Annotated in this window: 22 protein-coding genes and 1 tRNA gene; 7 read left to right on the top strand and 16 right to left on the bottom strand. The window is 37.3% G+C overall.

Annotated features, from left to right (window positions below; genetic code table 11):
• Positions 1–103: 103 nt before the first annotated feature.
• The 5 genes from N0B48_RS17045 to N0B48_RS17025 all read right to left on the bottom strand — a co-directional run bounded on the left by N0B48_RS17045 (position 104) and on the right by N0B48_RS17025 (position 3,638).
• A tRNA-Arg gene (locus tag N0B48_RS17045) sits at positions 104–191 on the bottom strand.
• Positions 192–204: 13 nt separating this feature from the next.
• Positions 205–1,632 carry an aminotransferase class V-fold PLP-dependent enzyme gene (locus N0B48_RS17040; protein WP_259840106.1) on the bottom strand — a complete coding sequence of 476 codons (1,428 nt, stop codon included), beginning with the start codon at positions 1,630–1,632 and terminating at the stop codon, positions 205–207.
• A gap of 91 nt (positions 1,633–1,723) precedes the next feature.
• Complete coding sequence (locus tag N0B48_RS17035) at positions 1,724–2,476, bottom strand: hypothetical protein (protein ID WP_259840105.1); 753 nt, start codon at positions 2,474–2,476, stop codon at positions 1,724–1,726.
• A 12-nt stretch (positions 2,477–2,488) separates the two neighbouring features.
• Complete coding sequence (locus N0B48_RS17030; protein WP_259840104.1) at positions 2,489–2,719, bottom strand: sulfurtransferase TusA family protein; 231 nt, start codon at positions 2,717–2,719, stop codon at positions 2,489–2,491.
• 22 nt (positions 2,720–2,741) lie between these two features.
• Positions 2,742–3,638, bottom strand: coding sequence for a DMT family transporter (locus N0B48_RS17025; protein ID WP_259840103.1), 897 nt, complete (start codon positions 3,636–3,638; stop codon positions 2,742–2,744).
• A 503-nt stretch (positions 3,639–4,141) separates the two neighbouring features.
• Between N0B48_RS17025 and N0B48_RS17020 the strand changes: the two genes are divergently transcribed.
• Complete coding sequence (locus tag N0B48_RS17020; protein WP_259840102.1) at positions 4,142–5,656, top strand: GH3 auxin-responsive promoter family protein; 1,515 nt, start codon at positions 4,142–4,144, stop codon at positions 5,654–5,656.
• A gap of 175 nt (positions 5,657–5,831) precedes the next feature.
• Here the strand turns inward: N0B48_RS17020 and N0B48_RS17015 are convergent, their stop codons facing one another.
• The 10 genes from N0B48_RS17015 to N0B48_RS16970 form a co-directional block, all read right to left on the bottom strand.
• Positions 5,832–6,209, bottom strand: coding sequence for a hypothetical protein (locus N0B48_RS17015; RefSeq protein WP_259840100.1), 378 nt, complete (start codon positions 6,207–6,209; stop codon positions 5,832–5,834).
• Positions 6,210–6,249: 40 nt separating this feature from the next.
• Positions 6,250–6,612: a hypothetical protein gene (locus N0B48_RS17010; protein ID WP_259840099.1), complete on the bottom strand. Its 363-nt coding sequence runs from the start codon at positions 6,610–6,612 to the stop codon at positions 6,250–6,252.
• A 4-nt stretch (positions 6,613–6,616) separates the two neighbouring features.
• Positions 6,617–7,642, bottom strand: a complete 1,026-nt coding sequence (locus N0B48_RS17005) for an endonuclease/exonuclease/phosphatase family protein (RefSeq protein ID WP_259840097.1) — start codon at positions 7,640–7,642, stop codon at positions 6,617–6,619.
• A gap of 26 nt (positions 7,643–7,668) precedes the next feature.
• Positions 7,669–8,658, bottom strand: a complete 990-nt coding sequence (locus N0B48_RS17000; RefSeq protein WP_259840096.1) for an endonuclease/exonuclease/phosphatase family protein — start codon at positions 8,656–8,658, stop codon at positions 7,669–7,671.
• Positions 8,659–8,667: 9 nt separating this feature from the next.
• Positions 8,668–9,396, bottom strand: a complete 729-nt coding sequence (locus tag N0B48_RS16995; protein ID WP_259840094.1) for a rhomboid family intramembrane serine protease — start codon at positions 9,394–9,396, stop codon at positions 8,668–8,670.
• 3 nt (positions 9,397–9,399) lie between these two features.
• Positions 9,400–11,196 carry a DNA mismatch repair endonuclease MutL gene (gene mutL, locus N0B48_RS16990; protein ID WP_259840093.1) on the bottom strand — a complete coding sequence of 599 codons (1,797 nt, stop codon included), beginning with the start codon at positions 11,194–11,196 and terminating at the stop codon, positions 9,400–9,402.
• An 817-nt stretch (positions 11,197–12,013) separates the two neighbouring features.
• Positions 12,014–12,841 carry a YoaK family protein gene (locus tag N0B48_RS16985; RefSeq protein WP_259840092.1) on the bottom strand — a complete coding sequence of 276 codons (828 nt, stop codon included), beginning with the start codon at positions 12,839–12,841 and terminating at the stop codon, positions 12,014–12,016.
• A gap of 34 nt (positions 12,842–12,875) precedes the next feature.
• A complete protein-coding gene (locus N0B48_RS16980; RefSeq protein WP_259840090.1) occupies positions 12,876–13,397 on the bottom strand; it encodes a hypothetical protein in 522 nt (173 codons plus the stop codon).
• Between the two features lie 441 nt (positions 13,398–13,838).
• Positions 13,839–15,239, bottom strand: coding sequence for a sensor histidine kinase (locus N0B48_RS16975; RefSeq protein ID WP_259840088.1), 1,401 nt, complete (start codon positions 15,237–15,239; stop codon positions 13,839–13,841).
• A gap of 3 nt (positions 15,240–15,242) precedes the next feature.
• Complete coding sequence (locus N0B48_RS16970) at positions 15,243–15,950, bottom strand: response regulator transcription factor (RefSeq protein WP_259840087.1); 708 nt, start codon at positions 15,948–15,950, stop codon at positions 15,243–15,245.
• Positions 15,951–16,103: 153 nt separating this feature from the next.
• Here N0B48_RS16970 and N0B48_RS16965 point away from each other — a divergent pair, with 153 nt between their 5' ends.
• The 6 genes from N0B48_RS16965 (at position 16,104) to N0B48_RS16940 (ending at position 25,677) form a co-directional block, all read left to right on the top strand.
• Positions 16,104–16,673: a helix-turn-helix domain-containing protein gene (locus tag N0B48_RS16965; protein WP_034724567.1), complete on the top strand. Its 570-nt coding sequence runs from the start codon at positions 16,104–16,106 to the stop codon at positions 16,671–16,673.
• A gap of 891 nt (positions 16,674–17,564) precedes the next feature.
• Positions 17,565–20,390 (top strand): TonB-dependent receptor, encoded by a 2,826-nt coding sequence (locus tag N0B48_RS16960; protein ID WP_259840086.1) that lies wholly within the window; start codon positions 17,565–17,567, stop codon positions 20,388–20,390.
• A 9-nt stretch (positions 20,391–20,399) separates the two neighbouring features.
• On the top strand, positions 20,400–21,710 hold the full coding sequence (locus N0B48_RS16955) for a DUF5690 family protein (protein ID WP_259840085.1): 1,311 nt from the start codon (positions 20,400–20,402) through the stop codon (positions 21,708–21,710).
• A 12-nt stretch (positions 21,711–21,722) separates the two neighbouring features.
• The gene (locus tag N0B48_RS16950) at positions 21,723–22,877 is read left to right on the top strand and encodes a TIGR03364 family FAD-dependent oxidoreductase (RefSeq protein ID WP_259840083.1); all 1,155 of its coding nucleotides are present in this window, start codon (positions 21,723–21,725) and stop codon (positions 22,875–22,877) included.
• Positions 22,878–22,883: 6 nt separating this feature from the next.
• On the top strand, positions 22,884–23,552 hold the full coding sequence (locus N0B48_RS16945) for an HAD-IA family hydrolase (protein ID WP_259840081.1): 669 nt from the start codon (positions 22,884–22,886) through the stop codon (positions 23,550–23,552).
• Between the two features lie 271 nt (positions 23,553–23,823).
• On the top strand, positions 23,824–25,677 hold the full coding sequence (locus N0B48_RS16940; protein WP_259840080.1) for a LamG-like jellyroll fold domain-containing protein: 1,854 nt from the start codon (positions 23,824–23,826) through the stop codon (positions 25,675–25,677).
• Between the two features lie 224 nt (positions 25,678–25,901).
• Here the strand turns inward: N0B48_RS16940 and N0B48_RS16935 are convergent, their stop codons facing one another.
• Positions 25,902–26,387 (bottom strand): GNAT family N-acetyltransferase, encoded by a 486-nt coding sequence (locus N0B48_RS16935; protein WP_259840079.1) that lies wholly within the window; start codon positions 26,385–26,387, stop codon positions 25,902–25,904.
• Between the last annotated feature and the right edge of the window lie 33 nt (positions 26,388–26,420).

The following is a 26,420-nucleotide window of genomic DNA, read 5'->3' as shown; positions in this document are numbered from 1 at the left end:
GTCACGAAGACAATACGCCTTAAGCCACTCAGCCATCTCTCTTTATGTAAAATAAATGATCAGAAGTTTTGCGGCAAATACAACCGCAAACATCCAACAAATGAAGAGAGAAAAGGATTCGAACCTTTGATGCGAAGAACGCATATATTGTCACGAAGACAATACGCCTTAAGCCACTCAGCCATCTCTCTTTGAAAGATTTATTTATGAAGAATATGATTTTTCATAGTAATTTTTTATTTTTTTCTCTATATCAAAGTAATCTTTGAGATCATTATCGAAATCTTTATGCTTATAATTAGTTTTATCAATCAGCTCATACTGCATGCGGTAAAAATCAATATTCCCGATGATTTTCTTGATGGATTGTACGAAGAATTCCAAATCTTTTTCCGTTGTGTAAAGACCTAAACTCACTCTAACCATTCCTCTATAAAGATTAACGGCTGATTCATCTTCAATATCCCACAATTCCTCTACTAAACAATCTTTTACAAAAGGATGGGAACAAAAACATTCATTTCTAACAGCAATTCCGAAATAATCATTTAAAATCAAAGAAGTCAGTTCGTGAGGAATGTTCTGTAAGTTCAGACAGATGACACCAACTTTGTTTGTAATATTAGCATTGGGGTAAAGAATTACTTCCGGAATCTGGCTTAGCTCAGCATATAAATAATTGATCAAATGCTGTTCTTTAGCATAGACTTTCTCCATTTCTACATGTTGCATAAAATTGATCGTGCAGCCAAGAGATATGATTCCCGGAATATTTAATGTTCCCGCATGTTCTTTATCCGATAGATGTTCGGCTACTGTAAAATCTTTTAATGTAACCGAGCTTACCATTCCTCCGCCATAAAATATGGGTTCCATCTGAGCTAGGATTTCTTTCTTTCCAATCAGTACTCCCGGAGATCCCGGAGTGTATATTTTGTGTCCCGAAAAAACAAAAAAATCAACAGAAGAAAGAGGATCTTCCTTATTGACTAATGAAACAGATGCGTGCGCTACCAGCTGTGCCCCATCCACGATAATGTAAGCATCATATTGATGCGCCAGTTTGGCAATTTCATGGTAAGGAGAGATTTCACCGGAAACATTACTTGCGCCGGTAATGGCCACATAGTTTACTTTTCCATTTGAGCTTTCGAGCTGCTGTTCAATTTCAGCTAAATCAAAGCCTATATAGTCCCCTTTTTCATCAAACCCTGAAATATACATTACTTTTTCATGGTTAACACGATGAGGAAGATCATTAGAATGATGCTCCATAGAAGATATCATAACGGTGTCTTTTTCAGGTCTCAGTTTACTTAACCCCAGCGCGAGTCTATTTAACGGAAAAGTAACCCCGTTTCCAAGGAATACAACACTATATGTATCATCTGCTCCTAAGAAATTTTTGATTGTATTTTCTGCCCACACAATAAGCTCGGTAGTAAATTTAGCCGCTGCATGTACTTTCGTGTGTGCGTTAGCATAATAGTTTAAATATTCCTGAGAGATTTCCTGTGAAGACCTCAAAGCCAGATTACTTGCTGCCGAATCTAAATAGATGCGTTCAGTTTTTTTCTGATCAGAAGTGTTGATGTACAGATCTGTTCCTATAAATAGCTCTTTATAATTCATAAAAGAAGTTTTGTGAAAAATTTAATAAAGTTTTTAGATGTAAATATTTGATGGCAGACATTTTTATTATTGCCCTACTTCTTTTACAGGATTACGACCAATCTTTCTTGTATGAATTTTCTTCATCACAAAAAAAACTATGACAATAGCTTTTCAGGTTATAGACTTCTGAGGCTACATATTCTCCCAATCGAACACGATCAACATATATGTCATTTGATATATGAATAATATCTTCTGACTTATGTTTATTATAAACCAAATGCAACAGCGTGGCTAAAATCAAATTACACTTTACACTGGCTCCCTCTCTCATTACGATCGGATTTCCGTCCGGACCCATAATAGTATACGCTGTTTTAGACTCACTTATTTCGCATTGATCATTATTAATACATCTCACGAGTGATTGCTCATTACTATTAAATAAGGTATATTTCTCAGGCGACACCTTATATCTTTTTCGAAATTCCAGCATCGCTCTATTTCTTACTGAGCTTTCAAAATAAATATCTAATTCTGAACTTTTTACATCATATTGATCCAGAATCATCAAATAGTTTTCCGGGATTTTATAAAGTTCCTTAAACTCTTTTCTAAAAGAAATATCCACCCCTATATCATTAATCCATAAGTTAAATGAAACTTTATTTCCTTTATTTTTTAAATACTTAAAAGATTCAAGACCCAGTTCGAAAGAATGTACTTCCGACTCTCCTTCATTAGAAAGATCTTCCAATCCATCTGCAATACAGTAATGCCCTGCAATAATTGATTGATTTTTCCCTTTAATATCTCTTAATTCCTTTTCAATAACACTAAAAGCACTTTTGGTTGAGTTCATAGCAACTATATATTATACCTTTAAAATTAAAAAAGAGTAAACGCCTGCAAGTTCAGTGTATTCCAGCAGGTTACTTTTACCATTTTGACAAAACCTCTGAACATCCGTCTTCGTATTAGGATCAGTGGCTATAAGCTTGATCTTATCACCTGCTAACGTTGTTTTTAAGATCTTTTTTAATCTTAATACCGGGATTGGACATGTTTCACCCGAAACATCCAAAATTGAAAAATCTGTTTTCATAACTTCTTAATTTCTTAGCATATCACTTTTTTGATACTTTTGAAAGACCTATAAAAATTAATAGAATACCTGGATATATATACATACTGGGCGCCTCAGACAGGAATAAATAAGCAAAAACAATAGCAAAAACGGGCTCCAGCAACAGAAGGTTTGATAATAATAAAGGCGGTAATTTTTTAGAGGCATACGCAAATCCAAAAGTGGGAATTGCTGTTGAGAAGATCCCCAGAGCAATGATGCTTAGTATGTTAGAACTACTCAAGCCTTCCAAATGAATCCCTACCTTGTCAAATACCAGAATGTAAAGAAATACCAAACCTCCAAAAAAACAGGTTCCGAGGGTTACACTTAAAGTATTTATTTGTTTGTTTAAAAGATTTTGTCTGTTGGAAATCATCACAAAAACAGCAAATAATAACGCCCCTGTTATGGCGAATATATGCCCCAATACTGACGACGAAGAAACATTTAACGGAGCGCCAAAATGTGGATACATGATAACAGCCACTCCCAAAACGGCCACTATGGTTCCTATATATTCATTTTTTGAAATAGAATTACCCTTCAATATCCTGAATAAAATCACAAAAAAAGGAGAGATGCTTATTAATAGTGTTACTTCTCCAATAGGAGCAAGCATAAAAGCCATTGTTCCAAAGAAATAAGTCAGAAATAAAACCAAGCTCAGAATAACAATTATTTTATTCGAAAATAAATCCTTGAAAACCTGTTTGGTTTTTCTTTGAAAGAATAAAACCAGAAACAAAGCCAAACAAGTGATAATAAATCTTAGGGAAATAATAAGCAATGGAGACTTCAGGGAAGAAAGTCTTATAAACACGCCTACCATTCCCCAGCCCAATATAGAAGCTAAAGCAGTTATTAAAGACGAATTTCCATTCTGGTTGGTTGCCATTTTATTAGTTTTTAATATTTTGAGAGACCTCTAATATTCCTTTAAAATTTTCGTATAATTTGTAAATAACAAATTAAATATTTCCCTGAGGAAATTTTAAAAATTTTGACTGCAGCAATATTAAACAAAAATATCACACAAACGTGAAAAAAATAAAAAAATGTAAAATCCCCATTTTATTTCACTTAATACCTACGTGATTAAGGGGGCGATAAGGTTGAAATACAAAAGAATAAATTACTGAAAACCAATAAAATATAAAAAATTATGCTTATAAACAGATACTTCTATTTTTAAATAAATTTTTCAAAAAATAATTCAAAAAATTGAAAAATATTCCTTTAATTCTCCTGAAACAGATGTCCCAAGAAATACTAAAAGTAGCTGAGTCTTTCCTGTAAACATGACTAAGATCTCACGGAGGTCTTTGCTAATTTTCAGGGTTATTTTATTTAACGTGATAAAAATTCTCTAAAAATCCAAATATTATTATATTTGTTGGAATGGCAACAAAGGCACTTTTCAATACTGTAGTCAACTGGTTTATCCGTCAAAGAATAGATCAGATTCAGAATTTCATGGACCATCCCATTGAAACTCAGAAAGGTATACTCTTTTCCCAGCTATTTCATGCTGAAGACACTGAATACGGCAAAGCATATGGCTTCAATTCAATTTCAAGCTACCAGGACTTTAAAAACAAGGTCCCGATCGTTACTTATGAAGATTTTGAGCCTTTTATCGAAAGAGCAAGACAGGGACACAAGGACGTAAGCTGGCCGGGATACATCAAGCATTTTGCAAAATCCTCAGGAACGACCAATGCAAAAAGCAAGTTCATCCCTATTTCCACGGAAAGTCTGGAATACTGCCACATGAAAGCAGGAAAAGATATGGTATCTATCTATGCCAACAACCATCCTGATAATCAGCTTTTCACCAATAAAAACCTACGTTTGGGCGGCAGCTCTGAGCTCCACGCAGATTTTAATACCAAATTCGGGGATTTGTCTGCTATCTTAATTGATAATCTTCCTTTTTGGGTAGAAATCACCACAACACCAAGCAAAAAGGTTTCCTTAATGTCTGAGTGGGAGAGCAAGCTTAAAGCCATCACCTCAGAAGTAAAAAATGAAGATGTAGGAAGTATCCTTGGGGTGCCTAGCTGGATGATGGTACTTCTTCAAAGGGTTTTAAAAGAAACCGACAGTGGAAGTATTTCTGAGCTATGGCCTAATTTAGAGGTCTTTTTTCACGGCGGAATTAGTTTCAAGCCCTACAAGGACCAATACAGACAGATCATTGGGAAAAAGATCAATTACTACGAAATTTACAATGCTTCTGAAGGCTTCTTCGGAATCCAGGACAGATCGGACAGCGACGAAATGCTGCTGATGCTGGATTATGGTATTTTTTACGAATTCATTCCAATGGATCAGTTTCATTTTTCTAATCCGAAAGTAGTGAGTCTGGAAGATGTTGAAGTTGGAAAAAACTATGCGATGGTGATCACGACCAATGGCGGACTGTGGAGATACCTGATCGGTGACACCGTGGTATTTACCTCCATCAATCCTTTCAGAATAAAAATTACGGGAAGAACCAAACATTATATCAATGCTTTCGGGGAAGAGCTTATGATCACGAATGTGGAATCTGCCCTTTCAAAGGCCTGCGAAGTGACCGGAGCAAGTATTACAGACTTCACCGGCGCCCCTGTTTTTATGAAAGAGAACGAAGGTGGTGCCCATGAATGGATCTTCGAATTCAGTCATCATCCGGATGATCTGGAACGTTTTACGGATGCTTTTGATCATCATTTAAAAACGATCAATTCGGATTACGAAGCTAAAAGATACAACAATCTTACCTTGAAAAGACCGATTGTTCACATCGCAAAACCCGATCTTTTCTACCAATGGCTAGAGTCCAAAGGAAAACTAGGCGGCCAGAATAAAGTCCCTAGACTGAGCAACGACAGGGAATATATAGATCCTTTACTGGAACTTAACAGGTAGTGAGAAGAAGGAAAGGAAGCCTGAAGCAGGAAGATGGAAGTTATGAAGATCCAAAAAAATATTTGGATACTTATTTATTATTAAAGACAACTTCTCCCTGATCCCTGATCCCTAAAAACAACACATAAAAAACGCAGCCAAAATTTGACTGCGTTTTCTGTATTTTTAGTATTTACTATTTCTTTAAGTCTTCTTTCAATTTCTTCGCTCCCTCTTCTACTTTGGCAGCGCCTTTTGCAGCGGCATCTTTTACATCCTGACCAACTTCTTTCGCTCCTGCTTTGATGTCTTTTCCTGCTTTATTAAGATCTTCCTTCGTTTTTTGGGCAGCTTCGTCTATTTTGTTTCCTGCTGCATCTACTTTAGATTTTACATCTTCCTTCGCCTTGTCTATTTTAGCGGTATCTACGTGAGGAGATGTTTCAGAAACAGTAGTCGTGGTGGTCGTTACAGATCCGTCAGTACCTTCAACCTGTTCTGTTTTAGTGGTAGATTTTGTGCATGATACAGCAAATACTGCGATGGCAGCTGCTACTAAGATTTGTTTTTTCATATTTTATATTTTTTAAAAGGTTTTTAATATTTGGTGAATTTTATTCTGTCTTTGCTCCATTGGCGGGTGGAGTGTCTGATGATTTCTGTTTCTTCTCTGCGTCCGTCTTCTTTTTTTCCTCTTCCAGTTTCTTTTTATTTTCTTTTTCGAGCTCTTCTTTCAGCTTCTGCTCTTCTTTCTGAAGTTTTTCAGCCTGTTTTATAGAATCCTGGTATTTCTGCGATGACATTCTGATCTGGCGGACAATATCTACCGATGTGGCGCCTGTTGAAAATGAATCAACAGCAGCGGTATCATAATGAACTTTCACCTGCTCGTCTGCTGCAAAACCCGGTGTTTCTTTCTTTGAACAGGCCGATAGCAAAAGCAGAATCACAAAAACCGCAGAGAGTAAATTTTTCATGGAACTAATTTAGCAGAAATTCTGCAATTACAGGATAGTGATCCGATAATTTTACAGCATGATCTACTTTATAGCTTAAAGGAACGATAGACTTTGAAGTAAAGATATAGTCGATTCTAAGAGGTACTTTATAATCATGAAAACTGGTAGATGCTCCGTTTCCTACGGTAAGGAAGGCGTCCTGAAGATCTTTCCCCAGATTATAATATTCATAAGAATTGGGGACCGAGTTAAAATCTCCAGCCAGAATCACCGGATAAGGTGAAAAATCGATTACTTTACGGATCTTTCTGATCTGGTCTTCATGGGCTTTAAAGGTAGGCGTCATATGGGAAATAAGGTTTGCTATCTTCCCGCCTTCTTTGGCAAAACCATCAAATTTAAGCATGGATTTGTGCAGTCTGAAAGGTTCCAGATATACATTCACCACTCTTATGATCTTTCCGTTGATATCTACATCGGCATAAAAAGAGTTTCCTCTCGCACTTTCTTCAATCAGTTTTTCCTGTCTTACAATTTTATGTTTTGTCTTCAGAATCACGGAAGGATATTTTATCATATCCTTTCTGATGGCCCTATTGGTGTCTTTCTCCTGAACCAGAATAATATCTGCATCCTGATCTGCGATGTATTTTTTCACTTTATCCCAGCCGAAATCTCCATATTTTACATTAAACGTAATCACTTTGATATCTCTGATGGACTTAAAATTTTCTGTTTTTGGTGAAAAATTCACCCACCGTCTCACAGGGTTGTAGAAAAGAAATGTTCCCAATAAAAATGCAATGGCTATTTTCTTTCTTTTAACGATCCAAACCAGTGTAAGAAGGACATATACGATAATCAGATAGGGGAAACCAAGGGAAAGTAGGTTTAGGGAGCCCAAAAAATTAGGTGGAATCCATGCGTTTCCCAATGTGCATAAGAGCAACACGGCAACAAGAATATGAATAAATAGTAATAACTGGCTCGGCTTCATGAAATAACGGACTAGGGTACGCTTCTCTTCATCAAAAACCCTACCAAGCACAAAAGTTTTAACTAATTTTATGATTATTAATGTGTTAGTGAAAATGTTCCTATCACCGGATAATGATCTGAAAGCTTTACAGTTCGGTCTACTTTATAAGTCACCGGATGTATTGTTTTTGAGGTAAAAATATAATCAATCCTGATCGGAAATTTGTAGTCATGGAAGCTGGTTGCGCTCCCCTTTCCTGCTTTTACAAAAGCGTCTTCGAGCCCATCGGATAAGTGATAATATTCGTAAGAATTGGGAACAGAATTAAAGTCTCCGGCAAGAATAACGGGATAAGGTGATGTTTCAATGCTTTCCTGAATAATATCGACCTGATCCTGATGTTTTTTAAAAACCGGAATCAGTCTTTTGACGATATTTTTCATCTTCCTTTCATCCTCTTCTTTGACCCCATCCATTTTGATCATCCCTTTTTCAAATTTAAAAGGCTCGAGATATACATTGATAAACCGGTATGTTTTCCCTTTAATTTCAATATCCGCCTGGGAAGCATAGCCATTATTGCTCTTATAATCACTCTTTATCAGCTCTTTGGAGTCTATTATTTTATGTTTTGTGAAGACTTTGAGGATTCCGTTGTTATGCACTACGTCCATTCCTTTTACAGAAACTTTTCCTCCGGCCTCCTGAAGCATAACAACATCAGCATTGGCATCATTCAGATATTTTTCAATATTGTCTGCACCTAAAGAACCAGATTTGATATTAAAGGAAATCACTTTCAGATCTGCCGTCTCTTTTTGGTCAGAAGTGAAATTGATCCATCTCTGTACGGGATTCATCAAGAGAAGTCCTGCCAGCATAAATGCAAAAGTTCTTTTTTTCCAGCTAAAAAGCCAGAAAACAGTGAATACTCCATAAATAATAATCAGTACAGGAAATCCTAAAGAAAGCAGATTGAACCACGGAAATATCTTAGGCGGAACGTATGCATTTAACAACGTACCCAACAGCAGGAACAATATGCCTACGTGCAGAATTAATATGATAAGACGGAAAACTTTCACAGACTTTTTCTAATTGAATCTATACAGATGTTTTTTCCATATCCTAGCAAGAATCCAGCCAACCAGTGCGCCTCCAACGTGCGCCAGGTGAGCAATACCGCCTCCGTTTCCGGAAACTCCAAGGTATATAGAAACTACGATGACGATAGGCATCAGATATTTAACTTTGATCGGAATCGGAATAAACATCATCATTATCTTTGAATCAGGATAAAGAGTAGCAAAGGCAGCTACCACTCCGAAAATAGCTCCGGAAGCACCGACCATTGGTGTAGCTACAATCGCTTTAAAGCTCTCCAACAGTTCCTTCTGTTTTAAAACCGATGCTGCATCTCCACTAAATCCTACACTTGCTCCGGACAGATAGGCATTCACATTGAACCCAAGTTGCTGCAATTCACTCATTAGCTGCTGAGCTTCAACAAAATTCCATAAGTTAAAAAGGAAAAAAGCTCCTAGTCCGCTTAAAAAATAGAGAATCAGATATTTTTTTTCTCCTAGTGTCTGCTCCAGAATAGGTCCGAAACTGTACAGTGTCAGCACATTAAATAAAATATGCATAATACTTCCATGCATAAACATATGTGTAATGATTTGCCATGAATGGAAAAACGGAGAAAAAGGATAAAAGCCGGCAAGATAACCGATGACCTGATTTCCAAGAAAATAAGTCCCAATGAATACGATCACATTAATAATGATAATATTCCTTGTGATGGGCGGTATATTGTTAAACATTTTTTAAAATTTGTTTTTAAAATCATTAAACGGAACTTCATAAAAACATCTTTTGCCATCCGGCAAAAACTCCGGGAAGCCTAAAGCTGTAAAGTCTTTGATGACCTGTTCCGCATCTTTCTTATAAATAAAATCGAACCTTGATTTCGAATGCATTTTGTTCCACTGATTGAGATAAAACTGCATAAATTCCTCTTCAGTCTTATATTCCAGGATCTCAAAAAGGTTCTCCAGAAACTTCATCGCCTGAGTTTCTTTCAGTCCTTCGGGAAGCGCATCTATTCTCAGTACGCTTTCATGTGCAATTTTCATGTCAAACCCGAGTTCGGGAAGAAATTTTTTGAAAGAATTATATTTACTCTTCTCAATTTCGTTCATATGATACTCGAGAGAAAACAGCAACGCATGGCTGTTGGGGTTGACATTGATATTGTTTTTCCTTGATGTTTTATTGTTTTCGGAAACAACCAGTCTGTGCATTCTTCCAAGATCCAGCATCAGGGTGACATCTCCTTTATTGAACAGCCAGTAACCGTTCGGCAACCTCATCAGGTCTTCATCGAAATCTTCATCTTCAAATAAATTGATCTTCGAAGGTTCTGCTGTCATATTCTGATGGTACATTTCCGTAAGGTTCTGAATTTCTTCAGGACGCACATTTCGCTCTTCAATAAACGGATTGTAGTCTTTGTCTACAATAATTTCCGGCATCTTGATGACACCTCCGCCACCATTTCCTTTGCTTGGAAAAGGTTTATTCATCATCGCGTCCATTTCCGGATCTTTATCAAAATCTAGGCTTGGAGAAACGTTATAAATTCCCAGAGATCTTTTGATGGTAGAACGAAGAAGAGCAAAAATCAGGTGCTCGTCTTCAAATTTCACCTCTGTTTTCTGAGGATGGATATTCACATCGATCTTTTCCGGATCCATTTCAAGATATAGGAAAAATGTAGGAACATATCCAGGTAGAAGCAGTCCTTCAAAAGCTTCCTGAACTGCCTTATTGAAATACGGACTTCTGAAATACCTCCCATTAACGAAAAGAAACTGTTCCCCTCTCGATTTTTTAGCACCTTCAGGCTTAGCAACAAATCCGTGAAGTTTACACCAGATAATATCTTCTTTGATCGGAATCAGTTGTGGCTGCAGTTTACGTCCGAAAACATCTACAATACGCTGCATCTGACTTCCTTTTCTCAGTCTAAAAACGGCTTCATCATCATGAAAAAGAGAAAACTCCAGATTTTCATGAGCTAAAGCAACTCGCTGGAATTCATCAATGACATGTCTGAATTCAACATTATTATTTTTAAGGAATTTTCTTCTGGCCGGAACGTTGTAAAACAGATTTTTCACCAGAAAATTGGATCCTTCCACCGTCTGAATCGGGTCCTGAAACTGAAATACTCCACCTTCAATGTAGATATTGGTTCCGATCTTGGCATCATTCTGCTTTGTTCTCAGTTCAACCTGGGAAACCGCAGCGATAGAAGCCAACGCCTCACCTCTGAATCCTTTAGTAGAGATCTTAAAGATATCTTCCGTTCCTTTGATTTTTGACGTAGCATGTCTTTCAAACGCCATCCGAGCATCGGTCTCGGACATTCCTTTGCCGTCGTCCACCACCTGGATCAGGTTTTTTCCGGCATCCCTGATAATCAATTCTATCTTGGACGCGTCTGCATCAATAGCATTTTCCAAAAGTTCTTTCACAATGGACGCAGGTCTCTGCACCACTTCTCCTGCCGCAATTTGGTTAGCTACATGATCCGGTAAAAGCTGAATAATATCTGACATAAAACGTTTAATCAACTTACAAAAATAGTCAATGGAAACGGGAATTAAAACAATAAAACCGTGAATTAAAATTTAATTATCAACATTTTAATCACAATTTGCCGTGCAGTTCTGTTTTTATCCCTCGTGGAGGAAAAAATATTGAAAAGAGGATGTTCTTTTTTTTAACGTAAAGATTTTTTTTGATAGCGCTTAGTTTTAAGCAAAGAGTTCGACTACGTCGCTGATGAAGCTACCGGATATAACGCTTGCTTAGTCAAATCAATGAAATTGATTTCTTCTTTGCTCTCCTTATACTGTACGGTATTAGAATCGAACTTTGCGTGAAATAACCTGAGTTTGGGATAAGAACGATTTATTTTAATTACGGTCAGAAAGTCTGAGCTTACTTAAGTATTGGCAGCCCTGTTAACCTTGTCACGGTTAATAGTAACAAGTTTTGGCTAAAGCCCTCTTCATTGCATATATTTTGTAAGCGGGCTGAAGCCCGCTCCTATTGAATATATAGGAGGCTATCAGAAATACCTGATCAGTACATCAAGGTTTTGAGCCTTATCATAAGGATAAATAGTAATTCCAATCTTTCTTTTTTCAATCTTATTATCTAAATGTTCTTATCCCGATCTAATGTCTGTCATCTTCGTTCTTTATTCTTTGTTCTTAACCCAAATTCAAGTTAATTAAACAGGTTCTAAAAAAAGAACTTACGGAAATTTCTAATTTAAAGAAGAACACCCCTTCTCTACCATCGAAAAGGGGTGCTTCACAGCTAGTTTACACAAAAATAATACTGATATTTACTTTATCTCTTCACGGCTCATTCGTCAAAAACAAGCGTTCTTTTTTCTTTTCTTTTCGGAATTCCGTGTACTTTATCATACAGAGAAGCCAATATATTCGGTTTCTTATAAATCCTGCTGTAGCGGTATCTGGTATTAAAGTGTCTGATATGAATTTTGTAGGCATCATACCCGATCACAATTAAAAGACACAAACTGATCACATAAAACACCCTGAATTCAAGATAATAATATGTCAATCCTGAGAACACAGCTCCTAAAACATAGGCCGCCATAATACTCGTCAGCAGTTTTGCCCTTGCAATCAGTTCAGCGCTCTTTCTATATTTCTTTTTCGTAAACATGGAAAGCAGGATTCCAAGATCGGTGGTAGTACCCGTAAGGTGGGTTGTTTTCACCGAGAAGTTGGAGATACTCGCGGTAAGCCCGTTCTGAAGTCCGGTGGCAAAAAGCATCAGGGCTACCAGATATTCTGTTTCTTCCAGTGTTTTCTGATAATAAAATTGTCCATATATCCCTACAAACAATAAACATATGATTTCCAGCGCAATCGGCATAGAGTGGGCAAAATACTTACTCTTTTTATTGAAGTTGATCACGATGAAGTTAGACACAAAGCTTCCGAAGAAGAACAGGAAGATCCATGCTCCTACCACAGCCACCTGCGTCCAGTTTCCTTTGCTGATTTCCGCTGCCAATATAGCGTAGTGTCCTGTTACGTTCGATGTAAAAGAGAGGAAAATTAACAGGGAGGCAATATTTATAGTACCTGCAGTGAATGCAGTTAGCGTCCCCAATCTGATATTGTCTCCCAACGTTCGGCTGTTACTATAATTTCTTAACATTTTTATTCTTTTTTATGGTGTTGATGTATTTTTTTTAGACCTCTACAAAGATCTGAGCCAGTCTTCCTCTTTCCGGAAGTCTCTCAGGCATTTCCACTTTGATTTCCTGAACTTTAAGGTCTTTGCATTTTTTGATATAAGGGGCAATATCAAATTTTCCTTTGCCCTTACTTTTAATAGATGGAGAATAGTAGGCTTCTTCTATATGCTCTGCGCTTACGTAATTGTTGAAAGTCCTTTGAAAGCTTCCCGTGAAAATATCGCAGACGATCTTATTGACTAAGTGAGGATATTTGTTTCTGATGATTCCGTAAGCATCACAGAACTCCTGGGGTCTGATTTTATTGAAGACCGTGTTTTTGGTATTGAAAAGAAGATCTCTGATAGAATCTCCTGCTTCATATCCTGAAACCAAAAGAATATTATACTGATTCTGGTCTTCCGATGCTTCTTTCTCTTTCAGTACTTTTTTTAATATGTTCAGTGACTCAAGAGAGTAATCCGTGGCGATTAAAATTGTTTTGGTCATATCTTTTAGATTTAGGTTTGTTGTCATATTTTGATGATACAAAACTAAAGCAGCAAGATTAGAAGCCCTTTGGAATGGAATTAAAATGTGATTAAAGAGATTAAAATGAGATTAGAATATTGTTAATGCCTGTTAATAAAGAGACTTCAGATGTCAGATTTCAGATTTCAGACAAAAGGCTTTAAGCGTAAGACTGAGATTAAGAACGTGAATGGTGAATTTTGCTTCGCAAGTGAATGGTGAATTTCTTGCGTAAATAGGAGATTTCAGACGCGAGATATCAGATTTTTAGGTTGAGCTTAAGGCTAAGGTTGAGAATGGTCAATGGTCAATTTTGCTTCGCAAGTGAATGGTGAAAAGCTTCCAACTCAAAGACCTACGTTACATCACTCATAACTCATCATTTATAACTCATCACTTCCCGAAACTCTCAAACCCCTAAAACGCTCCTACTCTCAAACCAGTGCTCTAACTTTCCGGCCTCGTACTGTAGAAATTAGGAAAACGCATTTGTACTGTGGTTCCCTGGTTTTCGTGAGAACTTACGATTAGTTCACCGTAGTGCATTCTTACGATGTTTCTCGCCAGTGGAAGTCCGATTCCGTAGCCTTCGTAGTTTTTGGTATTGGAAGCTCTGAAAAACGGATCGTAGATTTTGTTCATCTCCACCTCCGGAATTCCGATCCCGAAATCTTTTACAATGATATAAACATCGGTATCTGTAGCGCCCAGCGAAACTTTCACCTGCTGGAAATTAGAATATTTACAGCCGTTGTTAATGATATTGGCTACGGCAAGATGCAGCAGCTGCTCGTTACCCTGAACTTTTAATTTTTTAGGATTATCCGGAAGCATACTGATATCTAAGTAGATATTATTTCTGGAATCAATCTTTCTGAGCGTTTCGATGACATCCCAAAGTAGCTGATCAATTCTTACCTTGTCCATTTTCTGGATCTTTCCGTCAAAACCGGTTTGAGCGATCATCAGTAAGGCTTTGATCTTTTTATCCAGCTTTTCAGCTTCGTCGAGAATAATTTCTAAGGTATCCTTATATTCATCCGCCGTCCTGTTGATCGAAAGAGCAACATCCGCTTCACCCATAATCGATGTCAGAGGTGTTCTCAGTTCATGAGATACATTTCCGATCAGATGATTCTGGGTTTCAAATGAAGTTTCGATACGGTTCAGCATTCCGTTGAAGGTGTCTACCAGCTCATTCAGTTCTTTATTGTCCGGTTGAGCCTCCAATCTAAGGTGAAGATTTTCTGAACTGATCTCCTTTACTTTTCCAGTAATTTTAAGAATCGGTCTGAATAAAGTTTTAGAGAGATAAAAAGAAAAGATCATACTGAAGAACAGGGAAAGTACGATACAGGTGATCAGTGTTCTTTTTAAAAACCCGAGATAATAGATTACATAATGGTTTTTTGCAGAAGCGATGGCGATATAATCTTTATCATCATATTTAAAGGTCTGCCCAATATAATAGAATTCTTTATCATTATAATTAGACTCCCCTTTTCTGACAATACTTTTGAAAAAATAATCCGGAATATGAACTTCCTGTGAGATCTTTTTGAAATTGGAATCTGCAGGAACCGCGAAAACATAATCTCTTTCCATCGGAAGCTCCTCATCATTCAGGCTGTTGAGGATATAGTTTTCGGGAAGATCCAGATGGTCTTTGCTTTTCTCAATCTGAACAATCGTCGTTGTACGGATTTTGAGTAGTTCATAAAATCTCTGATGCGAAAAGTTGACAATCGAAAAATAAACCAACCCACTGAAAAGCAGAATGATGGCAGTAAATACCAACATTAAAAGCACCATTGTTTTGGTTTGATTTGTGACAACTTTATTAAACATCCATTAAGATTTTTTCAGTACATACCCCATTCCTATCACTGTATGAATCAATTTATTATCATCCTGACTGTCCAGTTTTTTTCGTAAATAATTTACGTAAACATCTACTACATTGGTTCCCAATTCATAGTTCACGCCCCAAACCGCATCCAGAATCTCGGCTCTGGAAATTACTTTTTCAGGATTATTAAGAAAATACAGCAGAAGCTTATATTCAGTAGACGTCAGTGAGATTTCATCTCCGGCTCGCGTCACCTTCTTCGTATAATCATTAACGATTAGGTCTAAAAACTGAAATACGTGCTCATTGTCCGGTTCCGGCTCGGCAATTTCCTGAGGGCTAACTCCATTACTTCTTCTCAGCAGAGATTTTACTCTCGCTACCAGTTCAATAAATTTAAATGGCTTAACCAGATAATCATCCCCTCCACTTTCCAGCCCAAGAACAATATTCTCAGAAGTTCCCAGTGCGGTCAAAAACAAAATCGGAACATGCTGATTGGTTTTCCTGATCTCTTTACAGACATCCAGACCATTCATTTCCGGCAGCATAATATCCAGAACCACCAGATCGAAATCGTTGGCCTGCACCAACTGCACGCCGGTACGACCGTCAAAAGCTACGGAAACTTCGTAACCGCTTTCCTGAAGTCCTTTCTTTATAAAAGAGACAACACTGGTTTCGTCTTCGATGAGGATAATCTTTTTCATTGAAATAAGGAATTTCACAAAAATAGGGAAAAATTTCAATAACAATTTTCGGTGAATTGATATGGGAGTTGACCAAAGCTATATAGAATAATATTAACTTTGCTTTTCATCCCTCTAATGACGGAACATAATTTAGGTTAAATTGCAAACACTATGAATGATTTTTTAATAGGTATCGGTAAAAGATTGAAGGATATCAGAAAAAAGAATAATTTAACCATCAATGAGCTGGCTTCCAAAGCCAATGTAAGCAACGGCCTTGTATCCAGGATCGAGAACGGAAGAACCATTCCTTCACTTCCTGTACTATTGGATATGATACAATCTCTGGAGATCGATGCCAGCTATTTCTTTGAAGGCGTGGAAAAAAAATCCAGTGCCAAATTCATTTATCTTCCCAAAGACAGCCAGCAGGTTATCGAAAAAGAAGTGGAAGCGGAAGGATTCAAGTATATGCATATCTTCAGCAAAAGCCTGCACTCTTTAGGCTTTGAAGCCGTATTACTGACTATTGAGCCCAATTCCAAAAGAGAAAAAGTGATCACTGATGCCTGGGAATTTAAATATATTCTGAAAGGCGAAGTAAAATATATCATCGACAACGAAGAAATCATCTTAAAAGAAGGCGACTCTCTTTATTTTAACGGAAAATTTCCGCACGTTCCGGTAAGCATCAGCGATGAAAGCTGTATTATGCTTGTTCTTTACTTTTATACCGCCTAGTACTGCCTATTTTTAAAACGTAAAGTTTTACATTTAAGAATCTATAACTTTAAAGAAAGCAAAGAATTCCGGCTGCGCTGTTGATTAAGCAGACTCTTTATTCACCACCTTAGTCAAATCAATCAAAGATTGATTCTTTCTTTGCAGTCTCAAATATTACTCTTTGAGAATTAATCTTTGCGTGGTAAATTGCAATAAAAAAATCCGCTTTAAATTTCGAATAAAAATATTCATTTAAATTATTGGAAAATAAGGAATAGAAAAAAGATAGTTTTATGCGCTGATACTTTGATATCATTTAAACGTTTAATAATCGCAAGGATAAACAAAGTTTTTTGAAATGAAACAATTTTAATAAAGATAAACAAAGGCATTTCATTTAACAAAAGTAAAACAAAACATCAAAAATTTCAGGCTTTAATTAGTTCTAAAAATCGCATTTCGGAAATAAGTGAAACGCCTTTGTTTATCTTATTTTAAAGTAATTAAAGTTAATTCTTTGTTTTACTTTGCGTTAATAAAAAACGTAAAAACTTTCCGCTTTTAAGCTCATCCTTTTATAAGCTTTTCTTATTTATTTAAATAAAAAGTTTACAAATAGTAAACTTTCGGATTTTCTGTTTACCTCTAAAATTAACGTTATGTTAACCCACAGGACTATATGTATCTAAAATTCTCACTTAGGAAACATTTCATTAATTAAACTAAAACGCCCTGTAATAAAGGAATTTAAGAACTATTCATCATTTTATTTTTCGTTCACCAAAAGGTAAATTAAGTAAAATATAAGTAACAAATTACCCTGATTTGTTAAATAATACTTAATACGAAATATTTATATATATTAAAATTATTAGCTTGATTTGCAGTGAAAATTTAATATATGTAAAAATGAGGACCCAATTAGAGAAATTACTTACCCTTGCTTTTGTCTGTTTGATCTTTTTTGTGTCAGCGCAGAAGCAGTTAATTATAGGAACTGTTTTTGACGACAGCCAACCCCTTCCCGGCGCGTCGGTCAAAATAAAAGGTTTGTCAAAAAATACCGCTACTGATATCGATGGAAAATTCATTATAAATGATATCAAAGAAGGCCAGTATAATCTACAGATCAGCTATATCGGTTATGAAACAGCAGATATTAATGTAGATGTGAAATCCGGAGAAACCGTAGACTTAAGTTCTATCAAATTATCCCAGCAGAGAAAGAGCATCGACGAAGTTGTGGTAACCGGAACTTTAAAAAATACAGAAGCTAGAGCTTTAAACCTTCAGAAAAACGCGGTGAATATTACCAATGTCATTGCCTCTGACGGAATCGGAAAACTTCCGGACAGAAATGCGGCAGAAACCGTTCAGCGTGTTCAGGGTGTATCCATCGAGAGAGACCAGGGTGAAGGAAGATTTGTTTCTTTAAGAGGACTTCCGCCGTTTTGGGCATCAACAACCATTAATGGAAACAGGTTGCCTACTGCTGAGGAAGAAACCACTTCCAGAGCGACAGCATTTGACTTCTTCCCTACCGAACTGATCTCATATGTCCATGTGAATAAGTCGTTTACCCCTGATATGGAAGCTGACGGAATCGGAGGTGGTGTAAACTTTATTACGAAGACTCCACCCATGAAAACAGAGTTCAAAGCCACTTTAGGAAGCGGCTACAATGCTAAAGCTGACAAAGGGGTTTACAATCTTGGACTTCTTTACGGAGGCAGAACTAAGGATAAAAAATTCGGATACCTATTTAATGTGGCGCACTTTATCAGAAACTGGTCTACGGATAATTTTGAAGCGAGAAGAAGCGGTGACGAAGGTGTTTTCAGACTGGAACTCCGCGATTACAGCGGCGTAAGAAAAACAACGGGAATCAATACTGCTTTTGAGTATGTACTGTCTCCAAAGAATACATTTTATTTAAAAGGAATGTATGGAACGCTTTCTGATGACGAAACGCATTACAAACACAGGATTAGGTTTGATAAATTCAGCTCAACGAATAATACCGCAAGAGTAGAGCTTCAGAATATTCACAATTTGCTGATCACGGAGCTTACTTCTGTTTCTCTGGGTGGGGTTCATACTTTAAATAAAGGAAAAATCGACTGGGATCTATCCTATTATGATAACCGTTTCAAGTACGGAAATATTCCTGACAAACAGAACAATGCTTATTATGTGATCAAATACACACAATCTGGAGTGGGCATCAACCCTGATTATATTTCCAACCACGGAAACGGACCTAGAGCTTACTGGAAAGCAGATGGTGGAAAATTAGATTATAAAAATGCGGATGCTTTATTTGGATTTTACAGGGATCCGGACTTTAAAATGGATGCATCACAGATGAGATTTACAGACCTTGAATTATACAAAGTTTTTGTTGAGGAAAAAGACAAGATCGTAGCCGGGTTCAATCATGAAATCAATGCATCAGATAAACTGACTTTAAAATATGGTTTTAAATACAGAGACAAGGAAAGAAATGCCAGATTCTCGGATATTTTCTATAATTGGAACGGAGGAACAGCTCCTCTTCTGTCCGATTACGGGCCATACATCACCGCACAGCCAAACGGACCAAAATATTTAAATGAAATGCATTCCCATATCGGAACCACATTCGGACCGGTCCTTTCTACAACAGGTATGGATCAGTTCTGGATCCAGAACCAGGGAAATCTAAAGATCAACACTACTGATTCTGAAGCATTGGAATACAACAAAGCATTGGGAAGAAACTTCGACGTTCTTGAAAAGCATGCAGATGCCTATGGAATGGGAACCTATAAAATAAATGATAAGATCACTGTTTTAGGAGGAATCAGATTATCCAATACAAATACCAAAGTAAAAGGATATAATGTGATCGATGATGTTTTAACACCCGTTGAACACACCAAAAATTATCTGGCCGTTCTTCCGATGCTCCACATCAAATATGCCTTAGACGATAAAACCAATCTTCGTTTTGCCGCAACGAGAACCTTTTCAAGACCGAACTTCGGGGATTTGACACCCGGTGGAAGCTATATTGAAGCGGACAATGAATTCAAGGGTGGAAACCCTAACCTGAATCCAACGTATTCATTAAACTTTGACCTGATGGGAGAATACTATTTCTCGAATGTAGGGATCTTGAGTGGTGGTGTATTCTATAAATCCATTACAGACCCTGTTTTCCAGGATTCTTTTATTGGAAATTACAACGGAATGACTGGCGTACAGTTCACAGCACCGAATAACGGAAAAGCAGCATGGTTGGGCGGTATTGAGCTTGGAATTACTAAGAGATTCGACTTTTTACCAGGATTCCTGCAGTACTTCGGAACCCAGTTAAATGCGACGTTCATGACTTCGGAAATGGAAAAACCAAGCGGCAGAAAGGTAGCTCTTCCTTATCAGGCCAAACAGCTGTATAATGTACAGGTTTTCTTTGAGGAAAAAGGATTCAATGCAAGACTGGCTTACAATTACAAAGGAAAATACGCCGTAGAATATGCGGAAGACGATATCAATGATTCTTATTACGGGAAATACAGCAGCTTGGATTTCGGAGGATCATACCAGTTTAGCAAACACATTATGCTGTATGCAGACGTCAACAACATGCTGAACAAACCGTTGATCTATCATTTCGGAAAGGATGAAGGCCGTCCTGAACAGGTAGAATACTACGGGGTAAGATGTAATCTGGGAATAAAACTAAACTTCTAAACCATCATAATGGCTCAAAGTATCAACAAAAATACATTAGTAACACTGAAAGCTGCACTGGCTGCTTTCGGTGTCTACTTCTGCATGTACGGTTTCAGGAAACCTTTTACCGTAGCTTCTTTTGAAGGACTCGCCTATTTTGGAGTTGATTATAAAATCCTGATCATCATCGCTCAGGCGGTGGGTTATTTCATTTCTAAATTCATTGGGATCAAGTTTATTTCAGAGCTGAAACCTGAAAAAAGAATCGTCTATTTACTGGCGTTCATTGGAGTGGCCGAGCTTGCTTTATTAGGATTTGCAGTTGTTCCTGCTCCTTACAATATCGTCTTCATGTTTATCAATGGGATTCCGTTGGGAATGATCTGGGGAATTGTTTTTTCCTATATTGAAGGAAGGAAAACGACAGAGATCATCGGACTTTTCCTGTGTACAAGCTTTGTGGTTTCTTCAGGATTTACAAAATCGGTCGGAAAATCCGTTATGGATACCTTTCCTGTTTCAGAATTCTGGATGCCATTTTGCACCGGATTGATTTTTATTATTCCGTTAATTATTTTCGCTTTTCTTTTGGAAAGAATTCCGAAACCTACGGAAGAAGATATTCTGCTTAAAAACAAAAGACAGCCTTTAGTCCGTGCAGAAAGGAAAGAACTGATCCGTCAGTTTTTCATTCCTATCGTATGTATTATTTTTCTGTATATCGGTTTAACGGTTTTAAGGGATTTCAGAGATAATTTCAACCGCGAGATCTGGGACAGCCTGCATGTTGGTTTTGACAGTTCCATTTTCACCCTGACAGAAATTCCCATTGCAGTAATGGTTCTTCTGATCTTAAGTTTCATGGTCAAGGTAAAAAACAATAAAAAAGCATTTGCTTATTACCACTATATTCTTTTTGCAGGAATTCTTACGGTAGGATTGTCAACCTATTTATTTCAGAACGGAGCTTTATCTCCATTTGTATGGATGGTCATCTCCGGTTTTGGAATGTATATCTGCTATATTCCTTTCAATGGAGTTTATTTTGACCGGATGATCGGCGCTTTTGATATCAAAGGAAATGTAGGGTTTCTGATTTATACTGTAGATTCTTTCGGCTACCTTGGAAGTGTTTTGATCCTGTTGTACAAGAACTTTGGTTCATCAAAGATGTCGTGGCTTAATTTTTATATTCATCTGAATTATATCATTACAGCCGTCGTTTTTATTCTTTCGGTCATTGCTTTTTTAGCATTCAAAAAAAAGGCAAAACCAAATTCAAACTCAAATTCAAATTCTAATCAATTCATCAATTTCGACACGTCGAAAATTTTATAAATTAAAGTAACAATGACAGCAAAATTTGATTTAATCGTTGTGGGAGGTGGCATTTTGGGAACATTCCACGCCTATCATGCTCTAAAAAAAGGCCTTAAGGTCGCTTTACTGGAAAGGAATTCTGTTCCTCAGGGCGCAACGGTGAGAAATTTCGGACAGGTAGTTCCCTCCGGAATGGATCTTACATGGCAGAATTATGGAAGAGAAAGTCTGGCTATTTATAATGAACTTCACACCCAGGCAGATCTTACCATAAGAAAAAACGGTTCTGTATATATCGCTTCGAATGATGAAGAAATTCAGCTCATCGAAGAACTGTATGAGATCAACAAGAACAATGATTATGAATCTGTTCTGTTATCAAAAAACGACTGTATCAAGAAATTTGACGGTCTCCGTTCGGATTACTGTAAAGGGGGACTCTTTTTCCCGCAGGAACTGTCGGTGGATTCTGCCGATATGATCGTTAAACTTCACAAACTATTACAGGAAAAACTGGGACTTCAGATCTTCTATAATACTATGGTTATTGAAACTGGAGAAAACGGACAGAACTGCACGGCAATAACGTCAGACAGAACGGAATTCACAGCATCAAAAATTATCATTTGTAGTGGACATGAATTTAAAACATTATATCCTAAGTTATTCGATGAAAGCGACATTGAAGTAAGCAAGCTACAGATGCTGCAGACAAAACCTCAGGGTATTTATTCTCTTCCCGGAAATATCTTGACGGGACTTTCCATCAGAAGGTACGAATCCTTCAGCGAATGCGCTTCTTATCAGAAAATCAAATCGTTAGAAGATCCAAAATCTTTTGAAAAAAAGTTTGGTGTTCATATTTTATTCAAACAGGCACTGGACGGATCTATCATTCTGGGAGACTCTCATGAATATGCTGATGCTAAAAACGCTGATGATCTTGGGTATGATCTGAATATGGAAATTGACGAGTTCATGATTCACGAAGCTAAAAAAATTATTGACCTTCCTACCTATGAAATTCAGAGGAGATGGTTTGGGGTGTATGCCCAGTGCAAAACAAAAGATATTTTCGAGCACAACCCTTCTCCGAATGTTCACATTGTGACCGCTATCGGAGGAAAAGGAATGACAGGAAGCGGGGGCTTTTCCAAATTTAATATAGATAAAATTTACGCATAAATTTCAATGAAGAATATAGAATTACTGGTTCTGGATATGGCCGGAACAACGATTGACGAAGACAATGTAGTGTACAAAACTTTAACGCAGGCTGTGAATAATCACGGTTATCATGTGACTTTAGAAAAGGTGCTTTCAAGCTGCGCCGGCATGGAAAAGCTGGAAGCGATCACCAGTTTACTGAAGGAAATCGAGGGCAATGAAGAAGATGCTGCCGTTATTTTCCAGAACTTTTCAGAACAGTTAAAAGAAGCTTACCACAAACTTGAAGTGAAGCCTATCAACGGGACCGAAAACTTTCTTTTAAAGATGAAAGCTCAGCATAAAAAAGTGGTTCTCAACACCGGTTATACTTCCGAGATTGCCCATCAGCTTTTGGATAAATTACAATGGAAAGAAAATATCCATTTCGATGCACTGATCACTGCTGACGATGTTTCAGAAAGCCGCCCAAGCCCTGACATGATCAATCTTGCGATGAAAAAATTCAATATCACTGAACCGGAAAAGGTTTTAAAAGCTGGTGATTCTGTGATTGATATTGAAGAAGGGAAAAATGCAGGCTGCGGACTGACTATCGCTGTTCTTTCAGGAGCACAAAGCAGAACAGAGCTGGAAAAGGCACATCCTGATTATATTTTTAATACGATTTCTGAGGCTGAAGATATACTTTAAACTCTTCTTTCAAATCATACTTACTTTTTTCAGCCTCATTTTTAAGACTTAAACACTAATGGCACTAATAGATTCACTAATGTTCACAGATAAACTCATTGTGTCATTCGTGAAAAAGATGGGTGCCATTTGTGTTTAAAAACATAATCGTTTAGTTATCAATTTATTAACTTTAAATTTACACATGTTTACAAATAGTAAATTAATTTTACAATAGTTAAAAATAAAATTACTATTTGTAAACATTTCTTTTTCAAAACCCTTTATCCCCATGAAAACAAAACTATTCTCAATGGCCGTTCTTATGAGCTGTTTCTTTCAAGCTCAGACCAAGAAAGTTCTATTTATCGGTATTGACGGATGCCGTGCAGACGTGATGATGTCCAGCAACATTCCGAACATCCAAAACCTTGTCAATCAATCCATTTACTCCCTTGATGGTCTGTGCGCCGCCATAACCTTGAGCGGAAATGGCTGGAGCACCATGCTTACCGGTGTATGGCATACGAAGCACAACGTTCAGGACAACAATTTCACCAGCCCGAACTATGCAAACTATCATGATTTTTTAACAAGAGCAGAAACTTATAACCCTAATTTAAGAACAATGTCTCTGGTTAACTGGGCGCCTATCAATGATAAGATCGTACAAAATGCCGATGTACAAAGCAATTTAGGTTCAGATCTTGCGGTAAAAAATGCAGCCGTGAATGCTATGCAGAATGATAATCCCGATATTCTTTTTGTAGATTTTGACGATGTAGACCATGCCGGACATTCTTATGGATTCGCTGGTACAGTTCCTCAGTATGTTTCTTCAATTCAAACTACCGATGCTTATATCGGAGAGATCGTCAATGCTATGAAAAACAGACCAACCTACAACAATGAAGAATGGCTGGTGGTATTAACGACAGATCATGGGGCTGTACAAAGCGGCCATGGTGGTGGAAACCTTTCGGAACGAAATATCTTTAATATCTATTCCAATCCTGGATTTACTCCTCAGCAGATCAGTAAAACGATTCTGGAGTCCAATAAAACTTTTAATCAGCTTAGCTTTCCGGCTGGTACGTATGCAAAACCGGCTAACCAGACTCCTTTTAATTTCGGAGCCACTCAGGATTTTACGATTGAATTCTGGGTAAAACCAAATGCAGCCTATTCAAGCGATCCCGTGATGGTCAGTAATAAAAACTGGGCGAATGGAAAGAATAAAGGTTTTGTCATCTCCGGAAGCTCAGGACAAAATTTCAAAATGAATATCGGTGACGGAACCAACAGAATTGACATGACTGGAGGAAAAGTAGAAACAGGAAAATGGAAACATATTGCCGTAAGTTTCGACAGAGATGGACTTGTAACGATGTATGAAGATGGTGTTCCTGTGACTTTTGCTAAAATGAATACCATTGGAAATATAGATTCAGGTCTTCCATTTACCATCAATCAAGACGGGACAAATGTATATGGTGAGAATCTTGCAGCATCCTATAAAGACATCAGAATCTGGAAATCTGCTCTTCCGAATGATGTGATCGTCAATTGGGCGAATCAGGATATTACGTCTTCGCATCCTTATTATGCTCAACTACTGGCAGACTGGAAATGCAACGGAACTTCAGGAAACACGCTGACCGATTCAAGTCCGAATGCCAACCATCTTGCAGTAACAGGATCTCCTGCTTATGCTGCAGGGACTACCAATATATTTAAAATTCATGATTACTCCTCAACAACAAGAGAAACGGATCATTTCCCTACCGTTCTGAACTGGATGTGTATTCCGGTACAGCCATCATGGGGAATCGATGGGGTGAATCGTATTCCGGTATGTGCTAACGGTGCTTTGGCTGTGAAGGATACCAAAACAAAAACTGATGATTTCAAGCTTTATCCAAATCCTGCTTCAGAAAGCATCAGTATCCAGTATCAGTCTGAAGATAAAGAGATTAAATCAGAAATCATTGACGCCAAAGGATCCGTGATTTCAACAAAAAATTTAAAGCCTTCGAACGGTTTGTTTAACGAAACATTAAACATCCAGAGCCTATCTGCGGGAGTGTATTTCATCAAGATCACGGGAAGTACAAAGTCGCTGACGAAGACTTTCATTAAGAAATAAGAGGAGATTGGAAGCTGGAAGAGGAGGATGGAAGTTACCGTTGGACATTCAATTTCAACAGTTTCCATAAAAAGTGATTAAAATCCACTGCAATTTTGGCTTTAGGCTAAGATAACTTCCATCTTCGAACTTCAGGCTTCCTAACTATAACAACGCATTAGATTTAATTTTTTTGATATTAGAACAAGGATATTCCAATCCGAGTTCTAATATCTTTTTTTTGCTTAATCATTGATTTCCAGCAGCATTTGGGTATCACACCGGTCATAGGCAGAATCTGAAATCGGCATATGTTTGAAGCCTAACTTTTCATACAGTTTGATCGCAGGAACCAACACGGAATTCGTTTCCAGAAAAATGCTTTGTGCTTTCAATTCTCTTGCTTTATCCACTAAAGCCCGTCCTACCAGATAACCTATTTTCTTGCCTTGTGCTTTAGGGCTTACTGCCATCTTGGAAAGTTCAAATCGAAGCGGCTCATCGGAAAGTTTCACCAATGCACAGGTTCCTACAGCTTCATTATCCAAAAGCGCAAAGACGATATGTCCTCCTTTTTCTATAATATGTTCTACCGGATTGTCCAGCAGTTTATAATCGCCAGCTTCCATGGTAAAAAATGTTTTGATCCATTCTTCATTTAATGTTTTAAAAGCTTCTTTGTATTGAGGTTCGTAGTTGATAATGGTTACTTCATTATTCATTTCATTCATCGCTATAGGGTTTAATTGATATTACTATTTATA

Source organism: Chryseobacterium herbae (assembly GCF_025154075.1).
Lineage (GTDB): Bacteria > Bacteroidota > Bacteroidia > Flavobacteriales > Weeksellaceae > Chryseobacterium > Chryseobacterium herbae.
Note: the sequence above shows the minus strand (reverse complement) of the source record. Positions and strands in the feature narration are given on the sequence as shown.